13 protein-coding genes and 3 tRNA genes are annotated in these 17,286 nt (G+C 51.9%); 5 read left to right on the top strand and 11 right to left on the bottom strand.

The window, feature by feature from the left end; translation table 11 throughout:
- Positions 1-45 precede the first annotated feature (45 nt).
- The gene (locus GALF_RS08100; RefSeq protein WP_013293576.1) at positions 46-1,104 is read left to right on the top strand and encodes a sodium/calcium exchanger membrane region; all 1,059 of its coding nucleotides are present in this window, start codon (positions 46-48) and stop codon (positions 1,102-1,104) included.
- Here the strand turns inward: GALF_RS08100 and GALF_RS14985 are convergent.
- From GALF_RS14985 to GALF_RS08070, 6 genes are all read right to left on the bottom strand, one after another.
- On the bottom strand, positions 1,094-2,155 hold the full coding sequence (locus tag GALF_RS14985; protein ID WP_013293575.1) for a GGDEF domain-containing protein: 1,062 nt from the start codon (positions 2,153-2,155) through the stop codon (positions 1,094-1,096). The genes GALF_RS08100 and GALF_RS14985 overlap by 11 nt on opposite strands.
- 55 nt (positions 2,156-2,210) lie before the next feature.
- A complete protein-coding gene (locus tag GALF_RS08090; RefSeq protein ID WP_013293574.1) occupies positions 2,211-3,845 on the bottom strand; it encodes an FHA domain-containing protein in 1,635 nt (544 codons plus the stop codon).
- A gap of 5 nt (positions 3,846-3,850) precedes the next feature.
- The gene (locus tag GALF_RS08085; protein WP_013293573.1) at positions 3,851-4,777 is read right to left on the bottom strand and encodes a hypothetical protein; all 927 of its coding nucleotides are present in this window, start codon (positions 4,775-4,777) and stop codon (positions 3,851-3,853) included.
- A 27-nt stretch (positions 4,778-4,804) separates the two neighbouring features.
- Positions 4,805-7,195, bottom strand: a complete 2,391-nt coding sequence (locus tag GALF_RS08080; RefSeq protein ID WP_013293572.1) for a cyclic nucleotide-binding domain-containing protein — start codon at positions 7,193-7,195, stop codon at positions 4,805-4,807.
- 166 nt (positions 7,196-7,361) lie between these two features.
- A complete protein-coding gene (locus GALF_RS08075; protein WP_013293571.1) occupies positions 7,362-8,240 on the bottom strand; it encodes an HDOD domain-containing protein in 879 nt (292 codons plus the stop codon).
- Positions 8,237-9,526, bottom strand: coding sequence for a putative bifunctional diguanylate cyclase/phosphodiesterase (locus tag GALF_RS08070; protein WP_013293570.1), 1,290 nt, complete (start codon positions 9,524-9,526; stop codon positions 8,237-8,239). Before GALF_RS08070 ends, GALF_RS08075 begins: the two co-directional genes overlap by 4 nt.
- 457 nt (positions 9,527-9,983) lie before the next feature.
- Between GALF_RS08070 and gltX the strand changes: the two genes are divergently transcribed.
- The 4 genes from gltX (at position 9,984) to GALF_RS08050 (ending at position 11,707) form a co-directional block, all read left to right on the top strand.
- Positions 9,984-11,375 carry a glutamate--tRNA ligase gene (gltX, locus tag GALF_RS08065; protein WP_013293569.1) on the top strand — a complete coding sequence of 464 codons (1,392 nt, stop codon included), beginning with the start codon at positions 9,984-9,986 and terminating at the stop codon, positions 11,373-11,375.
- A 54-nt stretch (positions 11,376-11,429) separates the two neighbouring features.
- Positions 11,430-11,505: transfer RNA gene (locus GALF_RS08060), tRNA-Ala, on the top strand.
- A gap of 22 nt (positions 11,506-11,527) precedes the next feature.
- Positions 11,528-11,603, top strand: a tRNA-Glu gene (locus tag GALF_RS08055).
- A 28-nt stretch (positions 11,604-11,631) separates the two neighbouring features.
- Positions 11,632-11,707 (top strand) — tRNA-Glu (locus GALF_RS08050).
- Between the two features lie 257 nt (positions 11,708-11,964).
- Here the strand turns inward: GALF_RS08050 and GALF_RS08045 are convergent.
- The 5 genes from GALF_RS08045 to GALF_RS16150 all read right to left on the bottom strand — a co-directional run bounded on the left by GALF_RS08045 (position 11,965) and on the right by GALF_RS16150 (position 17,280).
- Entirely contained in the window at positions 11,965-12,348 is a 384-nt protein-coding gene (locus tag GALF_RS08045; RefSeq protein WP_041938032.1) for a type II toxin-antitoxin system VapC family toxin, read from the bottom strand.
- Positions 12,345-12,581: a hypothetical protein gene (locus GALF_RS08040; RefSeq protein ID WP_013293567.1), complete on the bottom strand. Its 237-nt coding sequence runs from the start codon at positions 12,579-12,581 to the stop codon at positions 12,345-12,347. Before GALF_RS08040 ends, GALF_RS08045 begins: the two co-directional genes overlap by 4 nt.
- 139 nt (positions 12,582-12,720) lie before the next feature.
- Positions 12,721-15,051: a restriction endonuclease-like protein gene (locus tag GALF_RS08035; RefSeq protein ID WP_013293566.1), complete on the bottom strand. Its 2,331-nt coding sequence runs from the start codon at positions 15,049-15,051 to the stop codon at positions 12,721-12,723.
- 96 nt (positions 15,052-15,147) lie between these two features.
- The gene (locus GALF_RS08030) at positions 15,148-16,968 is read right to left on the bottom strand and encodes an MrcB family domain-containing protein (RefSeq protein WP_013293565.1); all 1,821 of its coding nucleotides are present in this window, start codon (positions 16,966-16,968) and stop codon (positions 15,148-15,150) included.
- Between the two features lie 135 nt (positions 16,969-17,103).
- A complete protein-coding gene (locus GALF_RS16150; RefSeq protein WP_396230339.1) occupies positions 17,104-17,280 on the bottom strand; it encodes a hypothetical protein in 177 nt (58 codons plus the stop codon).
- Positions 17,281-17,286: the final 6 nt, after the last annotated feature.

Genomic DNA, 17,286 nt, shown 5'->3' with positions numbered 1-17,286 from the left:
TACCCAAATGAGGTGGGGTGTGCACCGCCTCTTTGCGCCACTACCGTGTATTCATCGCTTGACGATAAAACGCCGGATGAGTTCTACTTCCCATTCACTATAAAACAGTCTCATCTAACAGTGCAAAGCGATATCGATACCATTCAAATCTATCTGACCCATCCTCTGGGCTTGCTTATCGTGTTTGTTGCGGCAAGTTTTATGATGATTTGGCGTCTGCACGCGATGGAGAGCAAGGGCTTTGAAGGCACGGTGCTGGGTACGCTCATCATGCCTTACTGCTCTGGATTTGCCAATCTGGTGTTCGCCTATGTGATGAGCAAGTCGGCCGGTAATGGCGGGTTGGTCATCGAGAATTGCCTGGTCAACAATGCCACTAACCTTACTTTGCTGCTCGGCCTTTCCGCGCTGTTTGGCTCTGCTGCGGTGGTCAAAAAAAGTGCTGCAAAACGACATGCTGAATTTTTCCGTATCAACCGGCTGAATTTGCTGTTTACCCTGATCGCACTATTCCTGTTTACCGGTACGTTGTGGGCGCTGGCCCGTGATGGCGTACTCGATTTTTATGACGGGCTGGTATTGATTGGACTTTTTCTGTTCTGGCAGATCTTGCATGTTTTTGAAGTCTTGAAAGATAAAATCCGAAAGAATCAGGCGTTTCACTGGTCTATCGCAACCGATGTCATGCTGCTCGCTGCCAGCGCCTATTGCATCTATTTTGCCGTCGATCACCTTGTGACCTGGGTGAGCCATACCGAAAATCCGCTGTTCAGCTTTGCCAGGCTGGGGTGGTTTAGCGGCTTATTGATGGTGGTGCCTAATGCGTTTCTTGCCTTGTACTATACGCGTATCGGCCGGCAGGACATCGTGATGAGTTCGCAAATCGGTGACGGGCACATTTGCATTCCCATGTGCATCGGTCTGTTCTCGGTGTTCAATCCCATACAGGTGCCGGCTTTTTTGTCTATGGGGGTCTATGTCATCCTGAGTGCCGGGGTGGTCCACTTTCTGTCTATCGCGACTCTCGGGCGTGTTCCACGTGTATTGGGCGTTGGCCTGATCGGCGGGTATGCATTCTTCCTGTACCAGGGGCTTATTCCGTGATGTCGTGCTCGCTGAGCGTGATTCGATTGCGGCCGGCGGCTTTGGACTGATATAGCGCAGCGTCAGCCAGTGATAAGATCGCTTTGCCGTTTTTCAGCGGGTGTTGGTTTAGTCTTGCAACGCCAAAAGACAGGGTCACCTGTAACCATTCATCCTCCAGCGCATGACCTGTCGGCCCGATTTTTGCAAATCGATGCCCGGCAATGGTGAGTCTTAGGCGCTCAACGATCGCTAGCACCTGATTGATTTCGGTATCTTCGTAAATCAGCAAGAACTCTTCACCGCCATAGCGGCCTGCGACATCTAAATGCTTGCGTATCGCAGCATTAAAGAGTGCCCCCACTTCTTGCAGCACCGAGTCGCCTTGAATATGTCCGTATTCATCGTTTATTTTTTTGAAGAAATCGATGTCCGCGAGCACCACCGCACCGGATGTATGGCCTTTTCGCATTTGGCGCTGGACGGATTTTTCCAGTTCTTCCCGGATGGCGCGGCTGTTCATCAGACCGGTTAAGCTGTCATAGCTTGCCAGCGCTTCAAATTGGGTTTTCATCAGCACGGCGCTGAGCATATTGCACATGATTTCGCACATGCGTACTTCATGCTCTTTAATGTCGGACTCGTCGCCGAAAAAATCTCCCGCCAGCAAATAACCGTAGCCTAAATTTTCCGGCAGATAAATGCTGCCCACCATATCGCACCCCCAGCCGGGGATATTGATGGCCGAGACATTCCGGTTCTTGAAAGCCAATACTTCATTGGTAAATTCCAGCGGCGGGTGCTCAATATTAAGGCACAGCTTAGTGCCTTCGAGCAAATCGGGCCTGATGTGATCAGGATTGCAAACGGTCATTACTTCTAAAATCAGATCCTGTTCAATCACATTAGTGATTTTGTACAGCACACCGATATGAAATCCCAGTGTGTTATTGATGATTTGCAGCGGTTTCTCAAAATAACTACGATCACGATGAGGAACGTTGCTTAGGTGATAACTTAATTCGCCCAACTGATTCAGAAGATATTCTGCCGAATTGACAACTTTGCTCATACTAAGCATCCTTAAAAAATACTCAAGTGCGGGGGGGGGCTGCATCAGCGGCGTGCTATTTCGCCGGCTGGTGAAAGCGGTGGCAGCTGTCGCAACCGCTGGTCACCATCCCCTTTGCAGGTCGGTTACCGCTATGGCATTCGCGGCATTTTGTAATCGCAGGTATCGCGATGTCTGCGCTGAATTTTGAATTTAGCTTGTCGTGGCAATCCGTGCACTTCATCGTTTCGTGTTTGGCATGGTTAAACACAGCGCCGGGCTGCCAGTCACGATTGATGCGTACGGGCGTGACTTTCCACGGGACTTCCTTTTCGCCGCTGGGTTTGATTTCATGACATTCGCCGCATTCCAGCCGGTCCTTTTTGGAGACGGGGCGGGTTCTGAACAGGGTTGCGGCTGCATTTCTATCAGCCAGTTCATTTGCACAGGACAGCATCGATGGTGTGTCGGCGTTATTCTGACATGCAGACTGATTTTCAGGTGTGCTGGCCAGCCAGTTGATATAAAACTCGCGTAACCTGTCCATGACGGCATGTTCAGAGCCGTGCGGCGCCAATCCTTCCACAGGCTCTGTGAAATCAAGCGCATGACACCCCGATTGCTGGCAGGTGTTTTTCATCGTCATCGCCGAAAAATGTCGCCCGGACTCTTCCAGTTTGTGGCAATCCTGACAGCGCATCACGGTATCTCCCTCCGGCGTCGAAATGCCTTCCTTGGCCAGATGAACCTGATGTGAATATTTCAATCCGGATTGTTCGGTTAAGCCGGCTTTATTATCCTGACGCAGGCGGATTAGGCCGTCTCCCTTGAATAGGGACAGTCGAAAGGGCGGATGACCTGCTGCAAAATCGCTGACGTTGCCCAGTTGCGTGTCGGCAAGCTTGTGTTTGATATTATCGTGGCAGCTCACACACTTCGATGAGTCATGCAGCAGCAGGCGTTCGGCGCCTTTGTGGTCGATATGGCAATTGGTACAGCGCATCGTATGGAAGGTTTTATCCTGCAACGCTTCTTTTTCAAGGTGGCGACCTACTTGCGTGTGACACACGGTACAGGTTTCATCGGAAATCGCAGTGAACGGCTTTTGATGGCAGGACGAACATTGCGCATCCAGCATGCGGTGTCCGCCGGCGAGCGAACCCGGACTCCAGGCGCCCGTTAAGGTGAGGGGGAGACTTACCTGCCACTTGTCCAATGCGGCCGAAAAATGCGGCAGCATAGGCAAAAACAGGAACAAAAACAAAATGCCAGCGGCAAGGCTAAACCCGAACTTTCGTTTGCTCAACCCGAGTGCTGCAACGGTGAGCGGGGTGTCCGGTTTTGCTGCCTCGGTATGATTGAGCGGATGAATCAGTTCGATAGATAAAATCAGGTCATACCCGCCGGCTAGCGGTTCGACGATGAGCAAATAGGGGCCAATTTCTATCTGTGTTCCAGGTGTCAGTTCCGCGTGCTGAGCGATATAACCATTGATTTTCAGCGTGACATTTTTCTCGCCGTTGATGAACAGCGCGCCGTTTTCAGATCTGACGATGGATGCATGCAGCTGGTTGACGCGGTGATCGAGCAGGTGGATTTTGCATGCGGCTCCGCGGCCAATTTCGATCGTCGCACCCGAAATGAAGCTGTCCTTGCAAACAGGCAGTCCCTGCGGGTTACGCGAGACATGAATTAACAGGCAGGAAATCATTCTGGTTACCAGTAAAAAAAGATGGAAACGATGTGTGCCGTCAGTGCGGCCAGCAGGGCAATCCCTAGCGGTGCGTGCAGGTAGAGCCAGCATTCCATGCGTGCTTTGAGCATGACTTCCGTTCTTGCCCGCAAAACCATTTTTTCTTTACGCAGCAACAGAGAATAGAGATCCCGCATGATTTTTGGCTGCTCATCCCGATTGTATTTTTCGCTCAATATGCGCAGTTGTTCGACGCCCTGGCTCGTCGGGCAATTATATTGCTTGCCGCTCAATTGTTGTAAGAGCGTGCCGCCTATACGCGTTTCATTGCGCACTTTTGCAATCAGGGAATTGATTTCGTCGGGTAATCCCAGTGCGCGGGTACGGGCTAGTTCATCCAGTTCATTGATTTTTAGCATCAGATCTTCCAGCGTTTCCTCCCCCATGTTGAGAGTGATCAATCTGGGATAATTCAGGTAGACGGTCAGCCCGTATAAACCGCTGCTAATGACGAGCAGCATCAGCGCATAGGCCAGCGTATGCACATTCAGACCGAAATGAAATCCGGTATGCAGTGTGACCAGTACGACAAGCGATGCCCCTAGATAGACATGCGCCGAGAGCCATTCCTGAAGCGTGGCGCCGTTGCGCGATTTTGTCTGGGATCTGCGGCGCTCCTGACCTGAGGGCGCGGATTGCCGGCGAGCATCGCGTCTGTCCGGTGCGCCCGTGATGCGTCGTTTGGTCACGCCATACCACATCAGGAGCAGCATGATCAGGGTGGAGAGGGTCCCTAAGGTGTAGCCTAACCATGTGCCGCCGTAGGATTCGCCACCGGCGGGATTGATCAGCGCGTAGGCGGTGATGGCGACCAGTATCAATGCACTGGTGGCTTTGAGGTAGCGGAAATTCTTGTATTTGAGCAGCGTAGCGCCTTGCATCTTGTTCATTCTCGACTCCGGTAGTGTGCAGGCGATCTACTTGACATATTCCATGAAATTTTCCGGGCTGACGCGAAACGCAGCACCCGTTGGACAGGCCCGTACGCAGACGGGGCCGCCGATGATGTCTTTACACATATCGCATTTGACGGCGACTTTAGGCAGTGCATCGCTTGCTGCTGGTTTCGCCTGCGACGGGGAAATACCCAGCATGACTTGCCAGATGCTGCGCTTTTGATAATCCTGTTTTACCGCCATTTGAATCACGCCATAGGGGCAATTAGTCTGGCAGTTTCCGCAGCCTATGCAATTGTCGCTGATGAATACCTCGCCGTTGATCGAGCGGTGTATTGCGTCGGGCGGGCAGTCCTTCATGCAATGGGGATGCTCGCAGTGCCGGCAGGATGTGGGAACGTGAATTTGCGCAAAGGTTGAACCCGCTTCCCGGTCGAGACGGGAAGTGCCGTCATGCGCATCCGCACAGGAGGTTTCGCAGTTGTTGCAGCGTATGCAGCGTGCATAGTCGATCAGCAGCACATCGGTGGCTTCACCGACACCCTGACCCATCAGGAAATTGATCAGTTCGCTCGACTCGCTCGACAGCGCGTGTTCATCGGAGCGCATCTGTTCCATATAACGGCTGTCGACCTTACGGCGCATCGATGTGTTTCTGCCCAGCACTTCGGCGACGCGGACCGATTCTAATAAGACGATTTCGGTCGGGGAGGCTGCCCGTACCGTCGCTGAACGCGGCTGACTCGACATCAGCGCCATCTCTCCTACATAATTTCCCGCTGACACATAGGCTAGCACCACCTCTTTGCCCGCCACGATGCGCGATACGGTGACCGAGCCGCGCCGTATCATATACAGGCCGTCCGCCTTGTCCCCTTCTTTAAACAGCACATCCCCCACCGCATAGCGTCTGGGTTGCGCACCCTGCACCAGATAGCTGAGTTCACTTTCAGGCAGTGAGGTGTCAAGGCAGCTGCTCACGGCGCGTTTGAGGGATACCTCGTCGAGTTTGCGTTGAACACCGGCAGCAGAATAGAGTAGTTTGAGCATTGAGCGGCGCGGCGTTTCGACCAGTACGCAGTCTTCGCTGGCGACAACGGTGCCTGAGCGGCGGCGGCCGGACAACAGTCCCATTTCACCAAAGAAGTTGCCAGCTCCCAGGGCAAAAACGGCTTCGTTGCCGTTTTGGTCTTCCGTTTGCACCGCCACGCGGCCTTCCAGGATCGAAAAGAAGCTGTTGCTGTAATCGTTGCGGCTGAAAATAACCTCGCCGCGTGCCGGGATGCGCACGCTGCTGTCGAGCATGAATTCACGTAATTGCAAGGTCGTGAGCGGCGCGAGCAGGGGTTGGTTGATGCGCAGCAGCGCAATTCCCTCGCTGACCGTGTGTATGTCGGGTACGCCGGCAAATTTTTGTTTCAGCAGCGCTTCGTCGGCCGGTTCGACCGGATTGCCCAGAATATATTCGACGACCTCGTAGCCTTGATTCATCGCCTGCTTGATGAGCGGGTAACCTGCCAGCGCACCAACGATATATAAACCCGGCAGGTTTGATTCATATTGTTCGGTCAACTGGGGAACGGACGTCGAGTCGCTGTTCGGGAAGGTGACACCGAAACTTTCCACCAGTTGGCGGGGGGGCTTTGCCCCCAGACGCGCGATGACGCGGTGACATTCGATTTGCTCGTGACCTTCAGGCGTTTGCGCGAGATAGCTCAGCTTGAAATTGCCGGTGTTGGACGCTTCAATGCGTTCGGTCAGCGTGCTGACGCGGGTTTCGATTTTTCCCTGTGCAATAGCCGCCGTCAGCTGATCAAAGTTGGCCTCCTTGCAGTTGCTGAATTCTTCCTGACGGTTAATTAAAATCACGCGGTTTTGCGCAGACAGCGCCAGTGCATTTTCTACGCCGGCATCGCCGCCGCCAACGACGACTATGGTTTCATCGCGGAATGCTTCCGGGTCGTCCAGATGGTACTGCACCTCGGGCAGGTCTTCCCCCGGTACGGCCAGTTTGCGAATATTGCCCTGCACGCCGATGGCAAGCACGACGAATTCGGCGCTGAATGACTCGCCCGATGCCAGTGTGATTTCGAAGGCGCCCGCTTCTCCTGTAATGGCGGTAACGGCTGAACCGACACGAAAATTGACCCCAAGCCCGCCGAGTTCGTTGTGCCAGGTAGTTAGAATGTGTTCGCGTATGCCGGCGCCGAAGCTGATAGTACTGCGTAGCGGTAGCACGGAGGGTTCCGCCATTACCGACTTTCCTTTTTGAAAGTGGTGGATGGTATTGGCCAGCTGTGGTGCGGCTTCGAGCAGCAGGTGGCTGATGCCATGTTCCGCTGCGCGGGCAGCGGCTGACAGGCCGCCGGGCCCGGATCCAACGATTACTATTTTGAACTTTTCACTTGTCATTAGGGCCGTGCTCAAAATCGGTTAGCGTTGCCGCGATGTGTATTCACAATCCATTATTTTACATGGCAGGCAGGATGCAGACGGATATTTTAATCAGTTTGGAGCATAACAGCTTTGGCGGTAACTTTATAAGCGGATCGCTCGTCCATTTAAGCTTTGAGCCGGATTAAAGCTCGCTGTTAACAACGGATTCCGCCTCAGAATACAGTGTATTAAGCTGTGCCTCGTCAAGTTCTAAAATACGCAGGCTGACATCCCCCAGCTTGCTCCATTCGTGCGTCATGCTAAGGCCGAGCTGCTTTTGCACGATGTGCTCGGCCAGTTGTGCGGTGGCAATCAGTCTGCGGCTGAGTAGCGGGATTTGAGAACTCAGCGATTCTAACGCAGTGAGGTCATGGTGATTGCGTATCGCCAGACAAATCTCCTCAGGCAGCCACCAGCTTTGCGCGAGTATGCAACCGATCATCGCGTGGTTGGTGGACAGGCCGTTATTTTCGATTTCGGTAAAGCTTTGTTCCGTGCTTGCATTGGCTTCATTGAGAATTTTTTCATACTGCGGGAAACGTCCGAGCAACACCGGGATGCCGCAGTCGCGGAACAGGCCGAAGGTATAGGTGTCTTCAGCGCGCAGGCCGCGGATATTTAAGTGTTGGGCTAGCCAGCCTGACAAATATGCAATACGGGCGGAGGCGTCCCAGAAACGCTCCATATTCGGCACGTTAGGAAAAGCCTTGCGCAGAATAATGCCTGCTACCGCACGACTGGCTGGTTTGAGTCCCAGTATGGTGAGCGCTTCATTGACGGATCGCACGCGTTGACGCAAACCGAAGTAGGGCGAGTTGGCTGTTTTGATCAGTCCGGCTGACAGGCCGACATCGCTGCCGATAATACTGGCCAGCCGGTTAAAGTCAGGTTCCTCCAGACGCGCCTCATTCATAAAACGATCCAAGATCAGCGGGCAGGGGGGGATGCCGACGTCGAGTATGGAACGTTCGATCAGGTTGTCAACGGCTGACGGGGAGGTATCGTGCAGGGTTTGCGTCATTGTGTATTCCTGTTCTGAAGCCAGTGAAGCAGGGCTTCTTCGGGCATCGGTTTTGCGTAGAAAAATCCCTGGATTGCATCGACGCCTGCATCGAACAAGGCGTCGATTTCCTTCTGGTGTTCACAGCCTTCGGCGACCACCGTCATTCCCAGTTCGTGCCCGAGTTGCGTCATCGCACGGACCACGGCAAGGGCGCGGCGATCTTCCGGCAGTACCGTCACGAAAGCGCGATCGAGTTTGAGTTTTTTGGCCGGAATGTCTTTCAGGTTAGCCAGGCATGAATAGCCCGTGCCGAAATCGTCAATCGATAAACTCACGCCCGCAGCAATGGCATTTTTAAGATTGTTCTGCACCGTATCGGAGATGTCCATGAACAGCGATTCGGTCAGCTCCAGTTCGATCAATTCCGGTTTTACGTTGGAGCAGATCAGCGCCGCATGCAGCGCCTGCGTGAACTTGGAAGAAACGAGTTGAGCGCGTGAGACGTTGATGGCCACCTTGGTGTGATATCCGGCATCCTGAAGCTGGCGCGCTTGCAATGCGCCTTGCAATAAACTCCATTCGCCGAGTCGGACGATCAGTCCGGTCTTTTCGGCAACCGGGATAAATTTTCCCGGCGGCAGGTTGATGCCGTTAACGGTGCAGCGCATTAAAGCTTCGACGGCTTCAATTTTTCCATTGGCAAGAATGATAGGCTGATAGTGCAGGCACAGACCACCCGTTTCCAGCGCATCGTGCAGCATGCTTTCAATTGAAATTTCTTCTCGCGCCAGCGTGATGCCCAGTCTGCCCGGAATGGGTTCGTCGCCGGAAAAAACGATACAGTTTCCTCCTTTGTCCTTGGCCGCATACATGGCACGGTCTGCGCGCTCGAGTAAGGCGAGGGAGCTTTCATCCGTGTCGCAAATTGCGATGCCGATACTGGCGGTAGGGCAGAGTGTCAGATTGCCGATATTGATGATTTCACTGATGGTACTGGCAAGTTCACGGGCAAAATTTTCCGCGCTTGTCCGGTTGCAGCGAGGCACGAGGAAGACAAACTCATCTCCTCCCATGCGGGCAATTTCGGCGCGGCCGCTGGCACGATTGCGCAGCCGGACAGCGAGATCCTTGATCACTTCGTCGCCTCCGGGGTGTCCGAAGGATTCATTGATGCGTTTGAAACGGTCCAGATCAATCCAGATAGCCGCGTAAGGCTGGGATTGTGATGTCGCGGCAAATCGTCCTGCCGCCGCTAAGCAGCCGAAGCGCCCCAGAAGTCCTGTGAGTGGGTCTGTGCTATTCATAGGCTCAGCTGCTGCGATTGTCGGTTGGAAATAAGGCCATCTTCATCAAGGGCGGATAAATTGTCTGTGTAATTTCCTGTCACGCCTTTGCTCCCCTGAGTTGTTCATTGATTATTTGACATCTGTACGTGTCATTTTCTGAGCGCAAATTTACGCGCAACGGGGTTTAAACTCAAGTCCGTTCGGACATAATTAAACTAATTGCCTCAACGGCGCGCCTGCCCTGATGAGCGGTATTAATTCGGGTGTGAACGGTATATTTTGGCCTCGTTGCATGTAGCCTGTCTGTGCCCGTGTAGAAAATGTGCAGGGCGTGTTGAGCAAAGTCGCGGCTTTAGCTGTGCTGGCGCGCTTGTTTGTAGCGCAGGCATTTAATCCTGCAGGCATCAATTTACTTAAGCAGGGCGCATGCAAAGCTCGTAAAATGTGCCCCCTTTTGTTTAATTGTTAGGCCGTTATGACGACTCGTACCCGTTTTGCTCCCAGTCCAACCGGTTATCTGCATATAGGCGGCGCGCGCACCGCGCTGTTTTCATGGGCCTATGCCAGAAAGCTCGGCGGGACATTCATCTTGCGCATTGAAGATACGGATCTCGAGCGCTCGAGCCAGGCTTCGGTGCAGGCAATTCTGGACGGGATGTCGTGGCTGAACCTGGATTACGATGAGGGTCCTTTTTATCAGATGCAGCGCATGGACCGTTACAAGGAAGTGCTCGCCGGGCTGATCGCACAAGGCCATGCCTATTATTGTTACACCACGCCCGATGAACTCGAAGCCATGCGTGAAGCCATGCGTGCACGCGGCGAGAAGCCTCGCTATGACGGATGCTGGCGTCCTGAGGCGGGCAAGGTGCTGCCGGTGCCGCCGGAGGGTGTGAAGCCCGTGGTACGCTTTAAAAATCCGTTGACGGGCGTTGCCGCCTGGGACGACATGGTCAAGGGGCGGATTGTTTTCGAAAACAGCGAACTGGACGATCTGATCATTGCCCGTCCGGATGGCACGCCGACCTATAATTTCTGTGTGGTGGTAGATGATCTGGATATGGGGATCACGCAGGTAATACGCGGCGATGATCACGTCAATAACACGCCGCGTCAGATCAATATTTTGAAGGCGCTGGGCGCGACCCTGCCGCAGTATGCGCACGTGCCGATGATACTGGGCAGCGATGGCGAGCGGCTGTCGAAGCGCCACGGGGCGGTGAGTGTGATGCAATATGCCGAAGACGGCTTTCTGCCTGAGGCGCTGATCAATTACCTGACGCGTCTGGGCTGGTCGCATGGCGATGAAGAAGTCTTTTCGGTCGAACAATTCGTCGAATGGTTTGATCTGGAGCACATCAGCAAATCGGCGGCACAGTTCAATCCGGAAAAGCTGCGCTGGCTTAATCAGCATTACATCAAGCTGGCGGACAACACCCGTCTGGCGGAGCTGGTAGGCGGGCACCTGCTGGCGCGCGGCATTGTAGCGAGCAATGCGCCGAAACTGGAAGACGTGATCGCGCTCTATAAGGGGCGTGTTGCGACGCTGCTCGAACTGGCGGATGAGGCTGAAGTGTTTTATGCCGATGTGCATCCTGATCAGGCCCTGCTCGATGAACAATTGGTTGAGGAAGTAAAGCCTGCGTTGCGTGAACTGGCCGAACGGTTTGCCGATGTCGAGTGGCAGGCACCGGCGCTGGCGCTGCTGATCAAGGAATTGCTGGCTAAGCATACGCTTAAGATGCCTAAGCTTGCGATGCCTTTGCGCGTGATGCTGGTAGGTCAGACGCATACGCCATCGGTTGACGCCGTGCTGGCGTTGTTTCCGCGCGAGACCGTCTTGGTGCGTATGGCCCGTTATTTATAGAAAAAAGACTTTACAGATTCTGGGCATATCCCTATAATGCGCGCTCTTCGAAACGGGGGTATAGCTCAGCTGGGAGAGCGCTTGCATGGCATGCAAGAGGTCAGCAGTTCGATCCTGCTTATCTCCACCAAAGAAGAAAAGTTTTAGATTACGTCCCTATCGTCTAGAGGCCTAGGACATCGCCCTTTCACGGCGGTAACACGAGTTCGAATCTCGTTGGGGACGCCAGATTTGCAGTAGAAGTAAAAGTTTCAACGTCCCTATCGTCTAGAGGCCTAGGACATCGCCCTTTCACGGCGGTAACACGAGTTCGAATCTCGTTGGGGACGCCAGATTTTTTAAGAGGCAGCTTGATTATTCAAGCTGCCTTTTTTGCATTCTGTCCGCCAAAACCGGCTAGCTGCCGCTGCTGCGCGCCGTTTTAACCTCCACCACGATTTTATTCACCCGTGCTTGTGTGGCCAGTTCAGCGTTATCAACGCTTTCCTGAATTCCTGAACGTCCTTGTTCCAGCGATTCAATTTTGCGCAGCCGCGTTGCGATTGCTGTGCAGATTGTTGAGGCCGACTGAATAGTGACACAGCGATAACTACCAGATTGCCGCAGAATAATATTTGGCGATGTTTTGGTCTGCTGTGAGTAGGGGGGATTCGCGGTGTGCGGCTTGGGCGACGATGATCCGGTCAAACGGGTCCCGTGTCCAGTCGAGTTTAAGTGCTGCGCCGATCACGGCGGCAAAGGGTTGCTGGCAAGTTTGCAGGCCAATATCGCGCTGCAAACAGTCGAGAATTGTCGCTGCGGGGCAATTGATACGGGAGATTTCTTGCAGGTAGGCCAATTCCAGTTCTACCATGGGTGAAATGAGCAGTTGTTCTGCAAAATCAATCGCGCGGATTCCTTGTGGGGTCAGGCGCGCCCCGCCATCTTGATAAAGCCAGATCAGAATGTGGGTGTCGAGATAAAGCCGTTTCATAGTGTGGGTTTCCATTCCTGTTCCCAGGAAAGGCTGGCCAGATCATCGGCGTTGCCATTGATTATGCCGGGATGTGGTTTAAGCGCAGCGAGGCGCCGGGTTGACTGGTCGCGGACGATGCGCAGCGAACCGTTGGGTCGTTTGATTTGCACGGCTTCACCGGTGGCGAGAATGTTATCCAGTGTGCTGAAAAGCTCGGCGCGCAGGCGAGTGGCGGTAAGGCATGTTGGCATGGTTAGACTCCGTGTTTAGCATGTGTACAGGTTATACCAAAATATGTACCTATTCAATAGGGGAGCGACGATGTGAGTCACAGGCGCTTTTTTTCAAAAGTAATCCTGCTGCCGCTACCAGCGCTTAGAAACGGGGCTGCTACTTGACCTGTGCATACCGCGCGGGTAAATCATTCCAGCTCTTAGTAGTGAGTACATCGGCCGCACTGGTCAGCCTGAATTTGAAATGCGGGAACACAGGAAAAATTAAAGCTGTCGGCAGTGGCTGTGCATAGCCCAATTCAAACAGCCAATATTTAGTATTCTTCTCACTGTCCATCCTGCCGGTTTGTTCAATACTCAAATCACAGCGGTTTTTTAATTTCACCGATTTAACCGGATACAAATGTGTAATGTGTCTCCCGTCAGCATCGCCGTGCGCGATTGCGCAATAACGAACTTCACGCATTGCATTTCGTTCGACGGAGAACTTATTGGTTGTACTGAGAGGGATGTGATACCAGCGCGCACTTCCGTCACAATAGTGCTCTGAATAGACTTTGCTTCGATCCGGACCCAATGGCGCTGTCAAGGTCAAATCCGTGTAGCGGGAAAGAGAAGTGCCGGACTGTGCAATGCGCCCTGAGTCTTCCGCAAAAAACTGATCCGGATGAGGAATGAAATAGGTTAATTCCTTCGATGCATCATTTTCGTATTGTAAGATTCCAAAACAGTTGGTTAGGAATCCCTGCAACCATTTGTTATTTTGCCCCGGTAACAGTGGAAAGCCGCCAATTCCCACAGAGTCGATGGCATCCTTATACGGATTGGCACCTGCATCCTCCTCAAACCAGCCGGGATACAGCACAAAGGCCCCCAGAACCGGGCGGCTTTTCTCATGCCCGCCGTCATCGGCCTGATGAATATGTATCAGCGCATCACGATAGCGGTGCATTTGATTAATCGCATCGTCCGGTGCGCAATCTACGCCGTTTTTATCTTCTGCGATGCGGTATTTTGCATCGAATATCCACTGAATTTTTTCGCCGTTAGCAAACGTAGCTTCAAGAAAAATATCGGGTTTTTGTACCGTCGTCCAGGAATAAATTTTGCCGAAAGCGGGGTCTTTGCTGCGCGAAAATACGGGTTCGTGTGCCAGTCTGATTTTGATGCCGTCAGCTCTTGAGAAATGAAATGCTGCGCCCATACCATCGGTCAGCGTCTTCTCCAGACCTTTGTTATTGAGCAGTGCCCGGCTGGTTGCAGTCTCGACAAATCCTAGCGCAAGCAGCATTCCCCGTACTTCCAGTAAGCACCAGACTTCATACAGTTCCGCGACGGACTTCATAGAAACGGCTGCGTGCCGGCCGAACAAATCCAGGTAAAGTTTAAGTTCCTGCCAGATTCTATACACGGCGGCATAACCTGCGCGCTGCTGCAATACCAGTGACTCTGCGCTCATGCCTTCAAACGCGCCCACGTCAGCAAAGAAAGGGCGATTCAATAATTGTTCCAGCGGTTTTTTCCAGCCGCTTAATTCGTTCAAAAACGAGACGGAAATACGTCCCTGTTCAGGCACTTTATCTTCACGTTCAACGCGATCCTTAAAACGCATGAGTTCTAAAATACTTTTGTTCAGCACCATTTTCACAAACTGATTTTCCGGTGTATTCACCGAAAGACGCTTTGCATTGATTTGATAGCGGTGCTGATATTCACCGTTGCGTAAATCTCCGGTGACACGCTCTTCCAATTTAGCCGAAAGCCTTCCGCGTAACCGTTCCGCGCTGACATTTTTCGCATAAGGCATTAAACGGGTATGGGGCGTGCGGCAGATTTGTTGCACGCCGCTTTCCAATGCACTTCGTAACGACTCGAAATGCGCCAGCCATAACAACGGAAACCGTTCATGCGGCTTATTCGACTTTGCCAGCTCTTGATCGGTTTTTTGCGCCAGTGAGAAACGCCACAGCGGGTACAAGGCATCTACATCGCTGTGAATTTTTTCAAGGTCTTTTGCCATCGCCATCTTGGTCGGCAACACCTCAAAAGACAGGTACTGTTCGATCAGCGTCTCGTTCACGTAATAACGAACACCCAGCCGAAACCATCCGATATCGTTGCCGAAATTGACACTGCCACTCAACCTGCACGGCTTGTAATGAAAAACCTCTTCTATACCGCGCAAACGATGAATAATGACCGGTTCGATGCGAGTGCTTACCGCATCGCTGAAAATGAATTCAAAAGTATATTGTTTGTTTTCAAAGAATAAGGCTTCGGGCAAAACAAGCCCGGGTTGCGACTTCGCCAATTGCGCATCTTGCGGCTGTGTAAGCAGCAGGGCAGGACTAAAGCGTATCGAAGTAACTGGCAGGTCTGCATTTCGCGCATGGTGTGTTTTCTTCAGTAAGTCTTGCGCCTTGTCTATTTCCTTCGTCCAGACCGACAATTCAAAGTGCGAGGTTGAAAGTGTCAAGATTTCAGGCATGGTCTGTCCTTATAGGCATCCATACCGTCATTCCCGCGCAGGCGGGAATCCAGCCCGCCATGCAGTTCGACAGAAGATACGGGTTACGGGAACGCATTACGGCCAGAATGTCGTAAAACCATTTTCGTCTAAACGCTTTTGCATCCAAGACAACTTGGCAGATGCGCGCCAGGCCACGGTGCACTCGCCACCGGATTTTTCGCGCAGCAAATCAGGTCGATCAGCTTTCTTATCTTTGAATTGTGTGGAGATTTCATCCTGTAGTCGCGTGAGCAAACTGACCGTGCCGTTTGAATTTAATTTTTCCGCATCACCATCAATACGCGGCAACACCTTGCTCATCAAAAAATCATCCCACACCGCATACAACCCGGCATCATCTTTCGGGTTAAAGCACACCACCGCCAGCAGCAACTCGTTCAGCGCGCGATAGGCCAGCTCAAACGGCGAACCGCTTAATACCTTATTGATCGCAGCCAGAAATTGAATGCTGTTCTCACCGCCTTTATCCGCCTCAACCTCTGCCAAATCAGCCCGCGAGGCTTTTGATATCAGCGGAAAGCTCAGTGTTTTAGCCTGGCTGATTTTATCTTCGTCAAAAAACTCAGCAAAATCATTAGGATAGAAGACGCCAAAATCGATAGTAAAAGCGCGGTCGATCACCTTGCGCGAAAATCCGTGCGTGGTCTCATCCATGTTCACCGTACCGGCGACAATCAGATTGGGCGGTAACGGCACGCCCTTCTCAAGGAAGTATGCCCACAGCCCGTCATATTGCGGATCCTCTATATTCAATTCTTTGCGCAGTGCGCTGCGTCCGTCATCATCTAACTGTTTAATTGTCGCGCCCTTCAGCAGCGGATCACAGGTATAACATCCTGCATCCCACTTGCGCGTTTCCACCACCGACAAATAGTCGGCAAAATACTGCTCCACCGGAGCCAGGTTCATCTCATCCAGACACAACCAATATGGCGTCATCTCTTCCGGCGATATACACGGCAGCTTTGCATCAGAAGCATCCTCTAAGGCCACCGCATCCAGCCAGGCACGTACCACGAAGCGTAATAGCTCGGTTACCACATAACGTGCTGAACCATTTGAACCGATGCGCGACACATAGCCCAGCAAGTCTGAGGGCTCATGCCAGTCTGGACGCACGGAAATCAGACAGTAATTGGTCAAATTTCCATTACGGTGCACGGCTGCTTGTTCGCGCACAAAACGGGTTTTACCTGTGCCGGAGATACCCGCAAGGAGAAGAAAGGGCTTAGGGATTGGCGTTCCAATTTTTTTAAGTGCCAGAGTTGATGAATTCAATTCATCATGGTTTTGTGCTGCTCGCCAGATGGGTTCAATTTCATCGTAAAACTTCATAGAATCCAATAAATCAACTTTAAGTTCATCGTTAGATGGTAGGGAATTTAGCTTGTAAAAACGAGCAGCAATATTTGCCTTTTCATAAGATTTCCCCAGTGAAGTACTTGCACCTAGTTCAACTTGCTGTTGACCCCATTTGCTTAGTTCTGGCATTTTTTCTCTGATTTTGGATACGATCAAGTCGGCTTGCTTATCAGCTTGTACTTTTCCATATAGTTTTTGTGGGTTTGTAGATCCGCGCCCAATTGATAAATAAACACCTAATCCATCAGGACGAAACAAATACCCAGGATAAATTCCATCTTGTGTGGTTTTAGTAATTTCAGGATTCAGGATTGAAAGCCAAGGAACATTTGCCCAATTCCCTGCTCCAGCACTACCAGAAACAATATAATTTGGATATTTTTCATCAATAATTGAGATAACTTCATCTCGAAGTTCCTGACGAATCGCGTGAGCAAGTGGATGATTTGTAAAGGGCTCAGTTGTAGCTTTAGGCCATTCAGTCAATATACGTTTAAGGATTTCTCTAAGCATAACTTTTCCTAATTTGGCAATTACGAGTATTTGGTTTCTTGCGCTTGAGCGGCATTACAGAGGAATCCGTAAGTTGGCGCGTGAGTCTATAATCGACAATTACTACAAATCCATTCTTTAATGTGATTGTTTGAATTAAGCCTGATTATTCTCATCACGTTTAATCGTGTCTGTAAATTTCTTCACCCAAAACTCTGTACGACTTTTCGGTAATATTGCACCAGAACAATGAGGATGACTGTGCCAGAAACAATCATGCTCGAATATGACGGTTTTATCTTTCGGCGGAACAATGTCAGGCTTACCGGGCAATATGGT

The sequence above is a fragment of the Gallionella capsiferriformans ES-2 genome, from assembly GCF_000145255.1.
Classification (GTDB): domain Bacteria; phylum Pseudomonadota; class Gammaproteobacteria; order Burkholderiales; family Gallionellaceae; genus Gallionella; species Gallionella capsiferriformans.
The sequence above is the reverse complement of the archived record's forward strand: the minus strand, read 5'-3'. Positions and strand labels throughout refer to the sequence as shown.